The 15868-nt window shown below is 75.2% G+C and carries 14 protein-coding genes; 3 read left to right on the forward strand and 11 right to left on the reverse strand.

Annotated elements, in window-relative coordinates; translation table 11 throughout:
- Nucleotides 1–51: 51 nt before the first annotated feature.
- Nucleotides 52–285 (forward strand): hypothetical protein, encoded by a 234-nt coding sequence (locus tag ACFYUZ_RS16990; protein WP_389309779.1) that lies wholly within the window; start codon nt 52–54, stop codon nt 283–285.
- Nucleotides 286–382: 97 nt separating this feature from the next.
- Complete coding sequence (locus ACFYUZ_RS16995; RefSeq protein ID WP_389309782.1) at nt 383–1156, forward strand: VOC family protein; 774 nt, start codon at nt 383–385, stop codon at nt 1154–1156.
- 101 nt (nt 1157–1257) lie between these two features.
- Here ACFYUZ_RS16995 and ACFYUZ_RS17000 read toward each other — a convergent pair whose 3' ends face one another.
- The 7 genes from ACFYUZ_RS17000 to ACFYUZ_RS17030 all read right to left on the reverse strand — a co-directional run bounded on the left by ACFYUZ_RS17000 (nt 1258) and on the right by ACFYUZ_RS17030 (nt 10179).
- Nucleotides 1258–2010, reverse strand: coding sequence for a PIG-L deacetylase family protein (locus ACFYUZ_RS17000; protein WP_389309785.1), 753 nt, complete (start codon nt 2008–2010; stop codon nt 1258–1260).
- Nucleotides 2007–2939: an SIS domain-containing protein gene (locus ACFYUZ_RS17005; RefSeq protein ID WP_389309788.1), complete on the reverse strand. Its 933-nt coding sequence runs from the start codon at nt 2937–2939 to the stop codon at nt 2007–2009. The genes ACFYUZ_RS17000 and ACFYUZ_RS17005 overlap by 4 nt, the downstream gene beginning before the upstream one ends.
- Nucleotides 2940–3028: 89 nt before the next feature.
- Nucleotides 3029–4159: a substrate-binding domain-containing protein gene (locus tag ACFYUZ_RS17010; protein WP_389309790.1), complete on the reverse strand. Its 1131-nt coding sequence runs from the start codon at nt 4157–4159 to the stop codon at nt 3029–3031.
- A 157-nt stretch (nt 4160–4316) separates the two neighbouring features.
- The gene (locus ACFYUZ_RS17015) at nt 4317–5624 is read right to left on the reverse strand and encodes an alpha/beta fold hydrolase (RefSeq protein ID WP_389309792.1); all 1308 of its coding nucleotides are present in this window, start codon (nt 5622–5624) and stop codon (nt 4317–4319) included.
- 146 nt (nt 5625–5770) lie between these two features.
- On the reverse strand, nt 5771–6601 hold the full coding sequence (gene nadE, locus ACFYUZ_RS17020) for an ammonia-dependent NAD(+) synthetase (protein ID WP_389309795.1): 831 nt from the start codon (nt 6599–6601) through the stop codon (nt 5771–5773).
- A 65-nt stretch (nt 6602–6666) separates the two neighbouring features.
- Nucleotides 6667–7842: a sulfite oxidase gene (locus ACFYUZ_RS17025; RefSeq protein WP_389309798.1), complete on the reverse strand. Its 1176-nt coding sequence runs from the start codon at nt 7840–7842 to the stop codon at nt 6667–6669.
- A gap of 231 nt (nt 7843–8073) precedes the next feature.
- A complete protein-coding gene (locus tag ACFYUZ_RS17030) occupies nt 8074–10179 on the reverse strand; it encodes an ATP-binding protein (RefSeq protein ID WP_389309801.1) in 2106 nt (701 codons plus the stop codon).
- Between the two features lie 152 nt (nt 10180–10331).
- Here ACFYUZ_RS17030 and ACFYUZ_RS17035 point away from each other — a divergent pair, with 152 nt between their 5' ends.
- Entirely contained in the window at nt 10332–11555 is a 1224-nt protein-coding gene (locus ACFYUZ_RS17035) for a GNAT family N-acetyltransferase (protein WP_389309803.1), read from the forward strand.
- 20 nt (nt 11556–11575) lie between these two features.
- Here the strand turns inward: ACFYUZ_RS17035 and ACFYUZ_RS17040 are convergent, their stop codons facing one another.
- The 4 genes from ACFYUZ_RS17040 to ACFYUZ_RS17055 form a co-directional block, all read right to left on the reverse strand.
- Nucleotides 11576–13180: a molybdopterin-dependent oxidoreductase gene (locus ACFYUZ_RS17040; RefSeq protein WP_389309806.1), complete on the reverse strand. Its 1605-nt coding sequence runs from the start codon at nt 13178–13180 to the stop codon at nt 11576–11578.
- 190 nt (nt 13181–13370) lie between these two features.
- A complete protein-coding gene (locus tag ACFYUZ_RS17045; protein WP_389309809.1) occupies nt 13371–14276 on the reverse strand; it encodes an amino acid ABC transporter permease in 906 nt (301 codons plus the stop codon).
- A complete protein-coding gene (locus ACFYUZ_RS17050; protein ID WP_389309812.1) occupies nt 14273–14938 on the reverse strand; it encodes an amino acid ABC transporter permease in 666 nt (221 codons plus the stop codon). The genes ACFYUZ_RS17045 and ACFYUZ_RS17050 overlap by 4 nt, the downstream gene beginning before the upstream one ends.
- A gap of 10 nt (nt 14939–14948) precedes the next feature.
- Entirely contained in the window at nt 14949–15800 is an 852-nt protein-coding gene (locus tag ACFYUZ_RS17055) for a glutamate ABC transporter substrate-binding protein (protein ID WP_389309815.1), read from the reverse strand.
- Nucleotides 15801–15868 lie beyond the last annotated feature (68 nt).

Raw genomic sequence — 15868 nt, forward strand, 5'->3', positions numbered from 1 at the left:
CGCGCTCGGTGGGTCCTCGTCGGGGCGCGGCGGCTCGCGGCGCGGGACGACGTGCTCCGAGAGCTGGGCGCGGAGCTGCGCGAGACCCCGTTCGGGGAGTCCGTCGCGGTCGACGGGACGGGCCGGACGAGCGTCCGGGGCGTCCGGGCGGCGGGGAACGTGACGGGCCCGCAGGAGCAGGTGGTCAACGCGGTGAGCCGGGGCTACCGGGCGGGCGTGGCGATCGGCGACGAGCTGCTGCTCGCCGATCCGGAGGAGGCGGTGGGCCGTCGCCCGGCCGGATGAAACGCGGCGGCTGGGGCTGCGCCGCGGGGGCCCGCGGGCGAGGATCGGCCATGGTGACCACATTCGGCCACGTACGACACAAGGACGGGACACCTCCATGCTCGGTACGCAGTTCACCCAGGGCTCCCCCAGCTGGCTCGACCTCGGCAGCCCCGACACCGAGGCCGCCGCCGCGTTCTACGGAGCCGTCTTCGACTGGGAGTTCCGGTCGGCGGGGCCGGAGGCCGGCGGCTACGGGTTCTTCCAGCAGGACGGCCACACGGTCGGCGCCCTGGGGCCGCTCGACGAGGGCGCGCGCAGCGCCTGGACGGTGTACTTCCAGACCTCGGACGCGGCCGCCACCCAGAAGGCCGCCGAGGCGGCGGGCGGGCGGGTGCGCGTCGAGGCCTTCGACGTCATGGACGCGGGCCGCATGGCCTGCCTCACCGACCCGGCCGGCGCCGAGTTCGCCGTCTGGCAGCCGGGCAGGGTGAAGGGCCTGGAGCGGACCTCCTCCCCCCACACCCTCCTCTGGACCGAACTGCACGTCCCCGACCCGGAGTCCACGCTCGACTTCTACCGGACCCTGTTCGGCTGGCGCTGGTCGGAGATGGACGCGCCCGGCATGACCTACCGCGTCGTCTCCACCTCCGAGGGAGACCAGGAGGACGCCTCCTTCGGCGGCGTGGCGGAGGCCCAGGAAGGGATGACGCCGTCCTGGGTCCCGTACTTCGCGGTCGAGGACGCCGACGCGATCGCCCTCTCCACCCAGGGCAACGGCGGCTCGGTCCTGATGCCCGCCGCCGACATCCCCGACGTCGGCCGCATCGCCTGGCTCGCCGACCCCTTCGACGCGATCTTCGCGGTACTGAAGCCCGCGCCGAGGGGGTAGCTGCCGTCGGCCGTCCGTCCACCACGGGAGGACGGACGGAGGGAGGACGGACGGCGTACGCGCCCGGCACGGTCTCGCCGGTCCGGGGCCGCCTCCCGGCCCTACCGGCCGAAGAGTTCGAACGTCACCGCCGGGCGGTCGCCGAAGCGGGCGGAGGCGCGGGACGTCGCCATGGTCAGGAAGTCGCGGACGTACTTCTCCGGGTCCTCGTCCGTCAGGGCCTCGATGTAGGCGCGGTGGCAGAGGAGGGAGCGGATCGCGCGGTCCAGGCCCGGGGTCGCGTCGACCGCGTGGGTCGGGGTGCTGGAGGCGGCGACCGCGACCCAGCGGACGCCGTTCCAGGGCTCCAGGCCCTGCTCGGTCAGTTCGGGGAAGATCCAGCGGTTCCCGGCGTCGGCGGCCGCGTCCAGCGTGGCCCGGCCGACGGCCAGGTGGTCCGGGGTGTTCCAGGGGGCGCCCGGGCCCCCGCCCCAGGTGTCGCGGTGGTTCAGGGTGATCACGAGCTCCGGGCGGTGGCGGCGGATAGCGGCCGCGATGTCCCGGCGCAGCCCGAGCCCGTACTCGATCACGCCGTCGCGGTGGTCGAGGAACTCGACGGTGCCCACGCCGACGACGGCGGCGCTGTCCCGCTGCTCGCGCTCGCGGAGCGGGCCGCAGACGTCCGGGGCGAGGGTGTCGATGCCGGCCTCGCCCCGGGTGGCGAGGACGTACGCGACCTCCTTCCCCTCGTCCGTCCAGGCGGCGACCGCCGCCGCGCAGCCGTACTCCAGGTCGTCGGGGTGGGCGACGACGCACAGGGCGCGCCGCCAGTCGCCGGGCATCTCCAGGAGGTCCGTCGCATCCGTGTCGATCATGCCCGCAGGATACGGGTCGCGTCCGGCACCGTGGGGCGGAACGCCCCGGCGAGGATCACCGAGCGCGAGACGTGGCGCGGGCGGTCCGGGTTGAGGCCGCGCCGGTCCGCGAGGGCGACCGCGAGCCGCTGGGCGCGGACGAGGGCCGCGACCGGGTCGATCGCGTCGGCGGCGAACAGGGCGCCCGTGGACTCCACTTCGTCCCGGAGGCCGGAGGGCTCCGGCCCGATGCAGCAGACCAGGCTCGCCCGGTCGCTGATGCTGATCGGGCCGTGGCGGTACTCCATCGCCGCGTACGACTCCGTCCAGGCGCGGGCCACCTCCCGCAGCTTGAGCGCCGCCTCGTCGGCGAGGCCGACGGTCCAGCCGGTGCCGAGGAAGGTGAACTGACCGCGCCGCTCCCAGGCGGCGGGCAGCCGCTCGTACAGGACGAGTTCGGCGTCGGCGATCGCCGGGCCCAGGTCCACCCCGAGCCCGGCGCGCAGGAGTTGGAGGGCGGTGGTGGCGAACCGGGTCTGGACGACGGAGCGTTCGTCGGCGAAGCCGAGGTCGACGATCCGGTCGGCGAGCCGCCCGGCGGGGCTGTCCGGGACGCCGGTGACGACGAGCGTCGGGACGCGGCCGGCGGCGCGGGCGAGCAGGTCCACGACCTCCGTGGTGGTGCCGGAGCGGGTGAGGGCGACGATCCGGTCGTAGCCGCGGCCGAGCGGGGTCGCGTCGGAGGCGGGGAACGCGTCGGTCTCGCCCGCTCCGAGGGACTCCCGCAGGGCCGCGTAGGCGCGGGCGATGAAGTACGAGGTGCCGCAGCCGACGACGGCCACCCGCTCGCCCCGGGCCGGCAGCAGGCCGGTGTCGCGGTCGGCGATCTCGGCGGCACGGCGCCAGCAGTCGGGCTGGCCGGCGATCTCCGCGCTGACGTGGGTGCTCATGGTCCGGGTCCTCTCCTCGCAGGGGCCCTCACGGGTCCGGACCGAGTTGTATCCCCGCGCGACCGGAGCACACCATGAGCAATCCGGACTCACCGCTTGGACTTTTGTGGGTCCCCCGGCGTCCGCCCGCCGCAGGAGGCCCGGACCACCAGGCGCGGTCTCAGCTGCACCTGGTGGAGCGGGGCCGCGTCCCCCTCGGCGAGCCGCCGGAGCAGGATCTGCGCCGCCAGGCGGCCGAGCTGGTACTTGGGGGGCGAGACGGCCGTCAGCGGGGTCTCCGCGACATCGGCGAACTCGTTGTCGTAGCTGATCAGGGCGAGGTCCTCGGGCACCCGGAGCCCGGCCCTGCGGGCCGCTCCGAGCAGCAGGGCGGCCTCCCGGTCGCCGAAGCAGAGCGCGGCGGTCACCCCGGCGGAGCGCAGCGCGGCGAGCCCCCGGTCGGCGCGGTCCGGCTCCCAGCGGGCCATCACGTCCCGCTCGTACGTCGCGGCGGGCAGTCCGAGGTCGGTGAGGGCGCGGGCGAAGCCGGACTCGATGGGCGCGGTGGTGGGCGCGTCGGTGCGGGCGACGAGCCCGAGCCGCTCGTGGCCGAGGGCTCGCAGATGGCGCACGGCGTCGTAGGCACCGCCCTCGTGGTCGGTGCAGACGTGCTCGGTGGGGTCGCCGGGGCCGTGGGCGGCGAGCCGGCGTTCGACGAGGACGGCGGGGACGGGCAGGGCGAGGAGCTCCTCGGCACGCCGCCCCGGGTCGGTGGCGGTGTGCAGGCTGGGGACGAGGAGGAGCCCGTGGACCCCGGCGGAGAGGAGCCGTTCGACGGCGGCGTCCTCCTCGGCGGGGTCGTAGCGCGAGCAGGCGAGGACGAGCCGGGCGCCGACCGCCGCGAGTTCCTTCTCGATGCCCTGGAGGACGCGCGGGTAGTAGAAGGCGGTGTCGGGGACGAGGACGCCGACGATCCGGCGGTCGGCCCGGTCCCGCTCGGGTCGGTGGGCGGCGAAGGTGCCCGCGCCCTGGCGCCGTTCGACGAGGCCGAGGGCGACGAGGTCCTCGTAGGCGCGGCGGACGGTGGTGACCGAGAGGCCCGTCTCGATGGCGAGCGCCCGCTCGGTGGGGAGCTTGCTGCCGGGGGGCCAGGTGCCGTCGAGGATGCCGCGCCGCAGCTCCGCCATGAGGGCCCGGAACTTCAGCTCCCGGCCGGGGGCCGGTGTCTCGCGTGCCGCCATCCGGGCCCCCTCGTGCCGGGCCGGGCGCGCCCCGGCCGCGTCAGACGTCGTACGTCATCGCTGATCGATTGCGCGCCGAATCCTATGCTCCCGCCGCCGGGCCCGGAGTTCGGATCCCGTCCCGGTCAGATCCCGCTCCGGTCGGACCTCGTCCCGGTCAGACCTCGTCCCGGGCGAGGGCGAGGAGCCGGTCGAGGACGCGCGGCCCGCCGGCCCGCACCCCGTCGTGCTCGAACTCGTCGGTCACCCAGGTCCGCAGGCCTCGTACGGCGCGCGCGGTCTCCAGGGAGTGGGCGGTGTCGACGTACATGTCGTCGTGGTAGACGGCGGCCGCCACCGGGACCCTGTTGGCGGCCAGGCGCTCGGGGTCGTACAGCGGGGACCAGTCGGTGCGCGCGGCGAGCAGTTCGGCGGTCTCGCGGAGCGGGCGCAGGGCGGGGTCGGTGGTGAAGTGCCAGGGGTGGACGGTCTCGCCGGTGAAGAGCAGCGGCGCGCCCTCGGCGAGCGCCGTGCGGGCGTCGAACTCGGGGTGTTCGGCGCGGATCCGCTCGGCGGCCCAGTCGGTGGGGCCCCGGCCCTGGGCGTAGATGGCCTCGTGGAGCACGGCGTACAGCGGGTGTCCGGCGTACGAGAGGTGCGCCTGGACCTGCTCCAGGAAGGCGTCGGAGAGGGCGGGCCCGCCCGGGGTGGGCACGAAGGCGCCCTCCAGGAGCAGATGGAGCTGGTGGGTGCCCTCGCCGGAGCCGAGGAGGATGCCGAGGGACTGGAAGGCCTCGACGGTGAGGAGCCCGCCGCCGGGGAGGGTGACCTCCCGGTCGAGGAGGTGGGCGGCGATCGCGCGGGCCCGTTCGGCGTCCTGGGGGTGGCGGGCGAAGTGGGCCTCGTTCTTCCGCCGGACGCGGGGGTACGCGGCGCGGTAGACCTCGTCGGCGGTGGCGTCGAGGGAGGGCAGGCCGCCGGTGACGAGGACGGTGTCCAGGCCCTCGGGGGCGGTGGAGAGGTAGTGGGTGGCGCAGAAGCCGCCGAAGCTCTGGCCGAGGACGGTCCAGGGGGCGCCGCCGGTGAGGCGGCGCCGGATCAGCTCGCAGTCCTTGACGATGGAGTCGGCGCGGAAGTGGGCCAGGTAGTCCGCCTGCTCGGCCGGACCGCCGCGCAGCGGCAGGGTCTGGCGGTTGGCGGGGGTGGAGCGGCCGGTGCCGCGCTGGTCGAGGAGGAGGACGCGGAACTCCTTCACGGCGCGGCCGAGCCAGGCCTGCGGGCCGATGAAGCGGCGGGCACCGAAGCCGGGGCCGCCCTCCAGGTAGACCAGCCAGGGCAGCTTCTCGCGGCCGGATCCGGCGTGGCCGCTCGCGACGACCTCACGGCCGAAGACCTCGATGCGCTCGCCGTCGGGGCGGGTGTGGTCGAGGGGGACGGGGAAGCGGTGGTCCGTGAGGACGAGGCCCGGCTGCCGGTAGGTGGTCACGCTGCTCCTGCTCCTGTTCGGTACGCCCCCGCGCGGACAGTGGACCACACGGCGCGGGCGTTCCGGGGCAGGCCCCTTCCCCGTCGTCGGCGGGGGCCGCCCCGGACCGGGCCGTCCGGGGGTGGCCCGGCCGCGCCGGCGGGCGCTCAGGGGGCGATGGGCAGCTGCCGCTTGTGCTCGGTGAGCTCGTAGCGGCGGACGATCGTGGCGTAGGCGGCCTCCGCGACCGGCTTGCCCTCCAGGAAGTCGTCGATGTCGTCGTAGGTGACGCCGAGCGCGTCCTCGTCGGCCTTGCCCGGGTCGAGGGTCTCCAGGTCGGCCGTGGGGGTCTTCCACACGAGCTCGGCGGGGGCGCCCAGCTCGTCGGCGATCGCGCGGACGCGCCGCTTGGTCAGGCCGGTCAGCGGGACGACGTCGGCGGCCCCGTCGCCGAACTTGGTGAAGAAGCCCGAGACGGCCTCGGCGGCGTGGTCGGTGCCGACCACGAGACCGTCGTGGGCGCCGGCGACCGCGTACTGGGCGATCATCCGCTGCCGGGCCTTGATGTTGCCCTGCACGAAGTCCTGGTGGCGGGCGTCGCGGAAGGTCGTCCCGCCGGCGAGGCAGGCCTCCAGGGCCGCGTCGCTGGCCGCCTTGACGTCCACGGTGAGGACCCGGTCGGCGCGGATGAAGCGGAGGGCGGTCTGCGCGTCCCGCTCGTCGGCCTGCACGCCGTACGGCAGGCGCATCGCGTAGAAGGTGGCGTCGTGGCCGGCGGCGCGGGCCCGCTCCACGGCGAGCTGGCAGAGCCGGCCCGCGGTCGTGGAGTCGACGCCGCCGCTGATGCCGAGGACCAGGGAGCGCAGCCCGGTGGAGGTGAGCCGCTCGGTGAGGAAGGCCACCCGGCGCTCGATCTCCGCCGTCGGGTCGAAGGCGTCGGCGACCTGGAGGTCCCGGGCGATCTGCTGCTGGAGGGCGGTGGACGCCGGGTCGGTCACGGAGGTCTCCTCGTCAGGGTCGGTCGACGGTGTACCCGCTGGTACGGGGTGCACCGGAGTCGACTCTACGCGCCGCCCGCCGGGGTCGTGGACGCGTCCCGGGCGGACGGAGCCGAACCGTCCGGGGTGCACAGGACCTCGACCCGCTGGACGAGGTTGTTGGCGAAGCCGCCGCGGTTCCACGGTGCGGTGAGCGGCTGGACGTTCCCCTCGGCGTCGGTAGCCCGCACGGTCAGGTGGCGCAGTCCCGGCGTCGCGTTCCAGGTGGCGCGCCAGGCGGACCAGGCCCAGGGGTGCGCGGGGTCCCGCTCGGTCTCGGCGTCGGTCCAGGCCGCCCCGCCGTCCTCGCTGACCTCGACGCGGGCGATCGGGCCGTGCCCGGACCAGGCGCGCCCGGTGAGCGGCACGGGGCCGGGGCGCACGACGCGGGTGCGGGACATGAAGTCGGGGAAGCCCGGCGGCGCCATCAGGGCCCGGGGCGCCATGAGCGTGACGGGCTCCCCCGGTTCGTCCGCCTCCCGGCGCAGGCGGTAGGCGACGCTCTGCTGGAAGCCGGTGTACGGGGTGTCCGTGAGCGTGATGTCGTGGAGCCACTTCACGTGCGCCATGCCGTACCAGCCGGGGACGACGAGCCGGAGCGGGCTGCCGTGCTGCGGCGGCAGGGGGGCGCCGTTCATCGCGTACGCGACGAGGACGTCCCGGGCGGGGTCGGCCGCCGCGGCCAGGGGCAGGGCGCGGCGGTAGTCCTGCTCGACGCCCCGCTCGACGCCGTGGTCGGCTCCGGTGAACACCGCGTCGACCGCCTCCTCCGCGATGCCTGCCTCGGCGAGGAGGGCGGCGAGCGGGACGCCGGTCCAGTCGGCGGTCCCCACGGCCTCGACCAGCCAGGGCTGGCTGACGGGACGGGGCGTGAGCCGGGCCCGGCCGTTCCCGGCGCACTCCAGGGTCACCCGGCGGGTGACGGCGGGCCGGGCGCGGAGCGCGGCCAGGTCCAGGTCGAGCGGCCGCAGGACCCGGCCGCCGACGGCGAGCCGCCAGCCGTCCGCGTCGGTGGCGGGGATGTCGTAGTGCACGAGGACGTAGTGGAGGCCGGGCGGGGTCACGTCGTACCGCAGGGCTTCGAGGGGCAGTCCGTGGTTCCGGGCGGCGAGGGCGAGCTCCTGCGCGGTGACGCCCTCCTCGGGGCCGGCCACGCGTCCCGGTGTGCTGATGTCGCTCAGACCACTCAGGGATCCGTCCATGCCCTCATGGTGCGCCCGGCCCAGGGGCCCGGCACCTCGACGGGACGGCGCCGTCGGGGCTGTCGGGGCCTCGGCGCGGGCACCTCCGGCGGACCTGGCGGAGCCACGGCGCGGACTGCCCCGCCCACCTCTGCCGGAGCCCCGGCGCGGACCGTCCCGCCGGACCTGCCGGAGCCCCGGCGCGGGCCGTCCCGCCGCCCGCCCGGGCCTCGGTGCGGGGCCCCGCCCCCCTCAGGCCTGGCGGGGGACGCGCAGGGCGCGGTCGAGGCCGTCCTGCGGGGGTCCCGTGAGGGCGCGGACGAAGATCTCCTCGTAGGCGGGTCCGCCGATCGTCTCGCGGGCGGTGTCCGCGTACTTCTCGCGCAGGGCCCGCAGGCCGGGCAGGCCGCGCCGGGGCTGGCCGGTGGAGCGCCAGTACGCCTCTCCCGTGCCGCTCACGTCGGCGGCGCGCTCGCCGTCCCCGGCCGCCGCGAGGGCGGTGGCGAGGACGTCGAGGCCGAGGGCGACGCCGAGGCTCGCGCCGAGGCCGCGGGTGCCTTCGAGCATGGCCCGGGCGTGGCCGGCGGCGGCCGCCGGGTCGCCCTCCAGGAGGCCGGTGAGGGCGAGCTGGTACTCGAGGGCGGTGCGGATCCAGTGCTCGTCGAGCTCCTCGCACCGGGCACGCAGCCGGAGCGCCCGCTCCCGGGCCTCGGCGAGGCGGCCGAGGCCCGTGAGGGCGAAGACCCGCACGAGCCGGCAGCGGAGCCGGGCGGCGGAGTCGAGGCCGCCCCGGGCGGCGTCGAGGACGTGGTCCACGACGACGTACGCGGCCATCGGCCGCCCGGTGGTCAGGGCGATGAGCCCGGCGAGGGCGGCGGCGTCGAGGGTGAGGTCGCCGGGCCGGTCGCGGTCACCGCGAGGGTCCCCGTCGGGCGGCGAGGGCTCGACGTGCTCCGCGTGCCTGGCCTCGCGGGCGCAGCGTTCGCTCACCTCCTGCGCGGGGCCGGGCTCGCCCTGCAGGACCAGGGTGACGCCGAGGGCCCACAGGGCGCGGGCCCGGACGCTGCCCCGGGCGCCGCTGAGGAGGAGGGCCTGTTCGAGGCCGTCGCGGGCCTCGTGGAGGCGGCCTCGGCAGGACCAGGCGAAGGCGACGGAGCCGACGAGGTCGAGGGCGGCGTCGGGGTCGGTGCGCAGCAGCCGGTGCAGGGCGGTGCGCAGGTCGGTGTGGTGCGCGTCGACGGTCCGGTACCAGCGGAGTTGGCGGGCGCCGTGCCATTCGGTCCCGGCCCGGCGGGCCAGTCCCCGGAAGTGGGCGGCGTGCCGTTCGGCGACCGTGGCGGCCTCGCCGGTGCGGTCCAGCCAGGTCGCCCCGTACTCGCGGATGGTGTCGAGCATGCGGAGTCCGCCGGCGGCGTCCGGCGGGCGGACCACGGAGGCGCGGACGAGCCCGTCGAGCGCGCCGGGCAGGGTCGCGCGGTTCAGGGGGCCGCCGGCGCAGACGGCGGTCGCGGAGGCGAGGTCGAAGGGGCCGCGGAAGACGGAGAGCCGGGCCCAGAGGAGGCGTTCCAGGGGGGTGCTCAGCTCGTGGCTCCAGCCGATGGCGGCGCGCAGGGTCTGGTGGCGGCTCGGCCAGACCCGCTCGGTGTGGGCGAGCAGGTCGAAGCGGGCGCCCGGCGGGGCGTCGAGGCGGGTGTCGAGCTGGTCGCGGACGGCTTCTGCGCCCTGGAGGCGGATCTGCGCGGCGGCCAGTTCCAGGGCGAGCGGGATGCCCTCCAGGCGCACGCAGATCTCGCCGGCGGGTCCGGCGGCGGGGAGGTCCTCGCCGGCGGCCCGGCGGAGGAGCTCCAGGGCGTCGCGTCCGGCGGGCGGCAGCGGGTCGAGGGCGACGACCCGCTCCCCCGGGACGCCGAGGGGGCGGCGGCCGGTGGCGAGGACGGTGAGTCCGGGTGCGGCGGCGAGGAGTTCGGTGACGAGCCGGGCGCAGGGTTCGGCTAGGTGCTCGCAGGAGTCGAGGACGAGGAGCAGCCGGGCGTCGGCGAGGCGGCGGCAGAGTCCGGTGGTGGCCATGCCGGGGGTGTGGTCGGCGAGGTCGACGGAGTCGGCGACGAGCGGGACGAGGAGCCGGTCGCCGTCGAGCTGGGAGAGGTCGGTCCACCAGGCGCCGTCCGGGTGTCCGTCGGCGGCGCGGTGCGCGGCGCGCAGGGCGAGCCGGGTCTTCCCGACTCCCCCGACGCCGGTCACGGTGACGAGCCGGTGGTCCGCCAACGCGGCGGAGACGCGCTCCAGTTCCGTGCGGCGCCCCACGAAACCGGGGTTCTCGTCCGGCAGATGTCCTCGCACGGGAGCAGTCTCCCTCATGTGCGCCGCGAGCGTACCGGTGGAACCGGTTCGTTACGCCGCCGGTCCCGGTTCCGGAGCGGAAATTCGTTTGACCCGGCCCCGGGACGGGACTGCACTGTGCGGGGCGCCGCGGGTGGTGGCGCCGGTGTTCCGGGGAGGCAGCAGTACCGATGGAGATCCGTTCCACGACCGACCAGGACCACGAGGTCTTCGTCGACACGATGCACACCGCGTTCGGGCTCTTCCCCGACACGCCGGCCGAGGACGGCGGCGGGGTCTGGTGGTCGGCGCTGGAGATGGAGCGCGGCCTGCTCGCCCTGGCGGAGGACGGGCGGCCCGTCGGCACCGCCGCTTCGTACTCCTTCGAGCTCACCCTGCCGGGTGGGGCCCTCGTCCCGGTCGGCGGGGTGACCGCCGTCGGCGTGGTGCCCTCGCACCGGCGCCGGGGCGTGCTGAGCGCGATGATGCGGCATCAGCTCACCGAGCTGCGCGCCCGGGGGGACTTCCTCTCCGTGCTGCTCGCCTCCGAGGCCACGATCTACGGCAGGTTCGGCTACGGTCCGGCGACCTGCACGCAGCGGCTGACCGTGCCGCGCAGGCAGGCCGCGCTCGCCGTTCCCCGGGCTCTCGGGACGGTGGACGGCGCGGACACGGGATCGGTCGAGGTGCTGCGGCGCGCCGACTGCGCGGAGCTCCTCGAAGAGGTCTACGACCGGTACCGCCGCGCGCAGCCCGGCGCCCTGTCCCGGCCGCACCGCTGGTGGGCCCGGCGGGCGGGGCAGCCCCCGATCGCTCCGGCACCGCGTTACGTCGCCGTCCACCGGGACGCCGACGGGATCCCGGACGGTTACGCCAGTTACGCCATCGGCGACGACCGCACCCTGACCGTCGACGAGACGATCGCCGCCGACGACGCCGTCTTCACGGCCCTGGCCCGGTTCGTGCTCGAACACGACCTGGTCGGCACGGTCGTGTTGAAGCACGTCCCGCCCGAGCACCCGCTGCGCTGGCAGCTCGCGGACCTGCGCGCCGGCGAGGTGGGCAGCCCCGGCGACTGGCTCTGGGTGCGGCTGCTCGACGTGCCGGGCGCGCTGACCGCGCGCGGCTGGTTCGCGGACGGCGAGCTCGTCCTCGACGTGGTGGACCCGTTCCTCGGGGAGCACGGCCGCCATCTGCTGACCGTCCGGGACGGCGGGGCCGAGTGCGTCCCGACGGACCGGGAGCCCGACCTCTCCCTGGACGTGCGGGACCTGGGCGCGGTCTACCTCGGCGGCACCGCCCCGAGCACCCTGGTGCGCGCCGGGCACGTCCGGGCGCACCGCCCGGACGCGGCCGCACGCGCCGACGCCCTGTTCCGCGGCGAGCGTCCCCCGCACTGCCTGCACTGGTTCTGACGGCGCGACGGGCCCCGGGATCACCCTCCTTCGACCGTGACGACGACCGAGTGCCACCCCTGTGCCCCGTCGGGCATGGTGTCGGTGCGGCGTTCCGGCTGGGTGGTGCCGGTGCCGTCGGTGGCGCGGACGGTGAGGGTGTGGCGGCCGGGGGCGGCCGCCCAGGGGTGGACCCACTGGCGCCAGGTGTCGGCGCTGTCCTCGGCCGCGAGCCGGGCGTCCTGCCAGGGGCCGTCGTCGATCCGTACCTGGACCCGGCGGATGCCGCGGTGCTGGGCCCAGGCGACCCCGGCGACCATGACGGTGCCGGCGGCGGGGCGGGCGAGGGGACGTGGGGTGTCGATGCGGGACTGGGTCTTGACGGGGGCCTGCGCCGCCCAGCCGCGCGGGACCCAGTAGGCGTCGTACGCGTCGAAGGTGGTGAGTTCGATCGACTCGATCCACTTGCAGGCGGAGACGTAGCCGTACAGGCCGGGGACGACCATGCGGACGGGGAAGCCGTGGGTGAAGGGCAGGGGTTCGCCGTTCATCCCGAAGGCGAGGAGGGCGTCGCGGCCGTCCATGACGGCCTCGACGGGGGTGCCGATGGTCATGCCGTCGACGGAGCGGGCGACCAGCTGGTCGGCGGGGCCGCCCTCGGAGGGCGGGCGGACGCCGGCCTCGCGGAGCAAGGGGGCGAGGGGGACTCCGAGCCAGCGGGCGTTGCCGACGAGCGGACCGCCGACCTCGTTGGAGACGCAGCACAGGGTGATGTCCCGCTCGACCGTCGGCCGGGCCATGAGCTGTCGCAGGGTGAGGGTGCGTTCCTCGCGGACGCCGAGGCCGTGGACGCGCAGCCGCCAGCGGTCGGCGTCGACCTTGGGGACGATGAGCGCGGTGTCGACGCGGTAGAAGTCCCGGTTCGGGGTGACGAAGGGGGCGAGGCCGGGGACGTCGAGCCGCGCTCCGGCGGGCACGCCCGGTGCGGGCGCATCGGGCCGGGGCAGGACGAGGGCCGCGCGGGAGGCGGCGGCGTTCTCCTGTACGGGGCTGCCGGCCGCGCGGCCGAGTGCGGCGGCGCCGGTCGCGGCGAGGCCGGTGGAGGCGGCGACGACGAGGAAGCCGCGCCGGTCGGCCCTGGCGGTTCCGGGCCGGGGAGTGAGGAGCCGGCCGGTCAGGACGTACAGGAGGAGCGCGCCGGCCGCGGCTCCGACGAGGGAGGGGACGGCGTCCACGGCGGACTCGGAGTCGGGGCGGGTGACGGCGGCGAGGGCCCCGAGGACGCCGAAGGCGGCGACGGCCGCCGTGCCGAGCAGGCGGTGGCGCAGGGCGAGCAGCCCGACCGCGAGGGCGAGGAGGGCGAGGAGGATCAGGATGCCGAGCTGGAGGACGGTCTTGTCGTCCTCGCCGAAGGCGCGGATCGCCCACTCCTTGAGGACCGCCGGCGTCCGGTCGACGACGGCGCCGCCGACGGCGGGGACGGGGCCCGCCTCGGGGCGCACCCGGTGGGCGACGAGGTCCGCGACGGCCAGGGAGACGTACGCCGCGACCAGGCCGCCGAGCGCGGCGAGGAGGCGGTCGGTGCGGGTGGGTTCGTGGTGCGGCTCGCGGTGGGGCTCGGGCGCGGTCCCGAGGGCGTCGTTCATGGGGGGTGTTTCGGCACGTCGGGCCGCGCGGATGGGCCGCGTCACCCGTACGGGCCTCGGCGCGTCTCGGGGCGCTCGCCCGGTCAGGGCCTCGGCACGTGCCGGGGCGCTCCCCCGGTCGGGGGCTCCCCAGGTCGGGGGCTCCCCCGGTCAGGCGCTCCCCAGGTCAGGCGCTCCCCAGGTCGGGGGCTCAGCGCGGCGTCTCGGGGTGCTCGCCCGGTGTCGCGAGCTCCTCCACCGCCTCGGCCCCGACGACCGCCCCGGTGGACCTCTTGCCGCGGCGCAGCCGGCGTTCGAGCCAGGACGCGAAGGTGGTGAGCGCGAAGTTGAGGGCGACGAAGATCACGGCGACGACGGTGAAGCTGGCGATCGTGTTGGCGCCGTAGTTGGCGCTCATCGGGCGGACGGAGGCGAGGAGTTCGGAGAAGCCGAGCATCGCGCCGCCGAGGGCGGTGTCCTTCACGATGACGACGAGCTGGCTGACGAGGGCGGGCAGCATGGCGGTGACGGCCTGCGGCAGGAGGACGTGGGCCATGGTCTGGCCCTTGCGCATGCCGATGGCCTTGGCGGCGTCGGCCTGGCCGGTGGGCAGGGCGAGGATGCCGGCGCGGACGACCTCGGCGAGCACGGAGGCGTTGTAGAGGACGAGGCCGGTGACGACGGCGTACAGGGGGCGGGTGTCCGGGCTGATGTCGGTGAACTCGGAGTAGGCGGCGTTCGCGAAGAGCATCAGGATCAGGACGGGGATGGCCCGGAAGAACTCGACGACGGTGCCGGCCACGGCGCGGACGGCCCGGTGGTCGGAGAGCCGGAGGATGCCGAGGAGCGCGCCCAGGGGCAGGGCGATGACCATGGAGAGCGCGGCGGCGATCACGGTGTTCTTCAGGGCGGGCAGGATGTACGTCTCCCAGACGCGGGCGTCGGTGAAGAAGGGCGCCCACTTGGACCATTCGAGCTGGTTCTTGTCGGCGAGGCTCGTCACGACCCACCACACCACGGCGGCGAGCGCGATCAGGAACAGCACGCTCCACAGGACGTTGCGCCGGCGGGCGCGCGGCCCGGGGACGTCGTAGAGGACGGTGGGCTTGTCCTTCACCGCTTCACCGCCACCTTCTTGGCCACCCAGCCGAGGAAGAGGCCGGTGGGCAGGGTGAGGCAGAGGAAGCCGACGGCGAAGATCGCGGAGATGAGGAGGAGCTGGGCCTCGTTCTCGATCATCTCGCGCATCAGCAGGGCCGCCTCGGCGACGCCGATGGCGGCGGCCACGGTGGTGTTCTTGGTGAGGGCGATGAGGACGTTGGCGAGCGGGCCGACGACGGAGCGGAAGGCCTGCGGGAGCACGATCAGGCGCAGCACCTGGGGGAAGTTCAGCCCGATGGCGCGGGCGGCCTCGACCTGTCCGAGGGGGACGGTGTTGATGCCGGAGCGGAGGGCCTCGCAGACGAAGGCGCTGGTGTAGGCGGTGAGGCCGAGGAGGGCGAGGCGGAAGTTGATGGTGGTGAACCGGTCGGCGCCCATGGTGACGCCGAGGGTCTGGAAGAGGCCGAGCGAGGTGAAGACGATGATGACGGTGAGGGGGATGTTGCGGACGATGTTGACGTAGACGGTGCCGAAGCCCCGCATGAGGGGGACGGGGCTGACGCGCATCGCGGCCAGCAGCGTCCCCCAGACGAGGGAGCCGATCGCCGAGTAGACGGTGAGCTGCACCGTCACCCAGAAGGCTCCGAGCAGGTCGTACCCCTGGAGGAAGTCGAACACGACGGCCTGCTCACTGGACGATGACGCCGATCTTCGGGGCGGGCTCGTTCTGGTAGCCGGCGGGGCCGAAGTTCTTCTTGACCGCCGCCTCCCAGGAGCCGTCGGCGACCATCTTCTCCAGGGCCGTGTTGATCTTGGCCTTGAGGTCGCTGCCCTTCTGGACGCCGATGCCGTAGTTCTCGTTGCTCATCTTGAAGCCGCCGAGCTTGAACTTGCCCTTGAACTCGGGCTGCGAGGCGTAGCCGGCGAGGATCGAGTCGTCGGTGGTGACGGCGTCGATGACCCCGTTCTCCAGTCCGGTCAGGCACTCGGAGTAGCCGCCGTACTCCTGGAGCTGGGCGTTGGGGGCGATCTTGTCCTTGACGTTCTGCGCGGAGGTCGAGCCGGTGACCGAGCAGAGCTTCTTGTTGTTCAGGTCGGACGGCTTCTTGATCGAGTCGTCATCCGCCCGGATCAGGACGTCCTGGTGGGCGAGGAGGTAGGGACCCGCGAAGTCGACCTTCTCCAGCCGCTTGTCGTTGATCGAGTACGAGGCCGCGATGAAGTCCACGTCGCCGCGCTGGAGCAGCGTCTCGCGGTCCGCGCTCTTCGCCTCCTTCCACTCGATGTCGGACGGCTTGTGGCCGAGCTGCTTGGCGACGTAGGTCGCCACGTCGACGTCGAAGCCGGTGTAGGTGCCGTCGGGGGTCTTCAGGCCGATGCCGGGCTGGTCGAACTTGATGCCGACGGTGATCTTGTCGCCGTCGCCGTGGTCTCGGGATGCGCCGCCGGCCGCGGCGTTCGCGAATCCCGCCGAGGTGACGGAGAGGACGACGGCCGCGGCGGCTGCCACGACGGCCCTGCTGGTCCTGAGCGCGTTCATGAGGATCACCCCTGGGGGCTGCTGGTCGGGCGACCGACCGGGCGGCGGCCGCGGCGCGGTGCGGTGCG

This window comes from Streptomyces sp. NPDC004266, from assembly GCF_042874095.1.
GTDB lineage: Bacteria > Actinomycetota > Actinomycetes > Streptomycetales > Streptomycetaceae > Streptomyces.

What these genes read in the sequence shown, in the direction of transcription:
- ACFYUZ_RS17040 (WP_389309806.1), bottom strand. Translation starts at nt 13,180, where the DNA reads ATGAACGACGCCCTCGGGACCGCGCCCGAGCCCCACCGCGAGCCGCAC.
- ACFYUZ_RS17030 (WP_389309801.1), bottom strand. Translation starts at nt 10,179, where the DNA reads ATGAGGGAGACTGCTCCCGTGCGAGGACATCTGCCGGACGAGAACCCC.
- ACFYUZ_RS17035 (WP_389309803.1), top strand. Translation starts at nt 10,332, where the DNA reads ATGGAGATCCGTTCCACGACCGACCAGGACCACGAGGTCTTCGTCGAC.
- ACFYUZ_RS17025 (WP_389309798.1), bottom strand. Translation starts at nt 7,842, where the DNA reads ATGGACGGATCCCTGAGTGGTCTGAGCGACATCAGCACACCGGGACGC.
- ACFYUZ_RS17010 (WP_389309790.1), bottom strand. Translation starts at nt 4,159, where the DNA reads ATGGCGGCACGCGAGACACCGGCCCCCGGCCGGGAGCTGAAGTTCCGG.
- ACFYUZ_RS16995 (WP_389309782.1), top strand. Translation starts at nt 383, where the DNA reads ATGCTCGGTACGCAGTTCACCCAGGGCTCCCCCAGCTGGCTCGACCTC.
- ACFYUZ_RS17000 (WP_389309785.1), bottom strand. Translation starts at nt 2,010, where the DNA reads ATGATCGACACGGATGCGACGGACCTCCTGGAGATGCCCGGCGACTGG.
- ACFYUZ_RS17055 (WP_389309815.1), bottom strand. Translation starts at nt 15,800, where the DNA reads ATGAACGCGCTCAGGACCAGCAGGGCCGTCGTGGCAGCCGCCGCGGCC.
- ACFYUZ_RS17005 (WP_389309788.1), bottom strand. Translation starts at nt 2,939, where the DNA reads ATGAGCACCCACGTCAGCGCGGAGATCGCCGGCCAGCCCGACTGCTGG.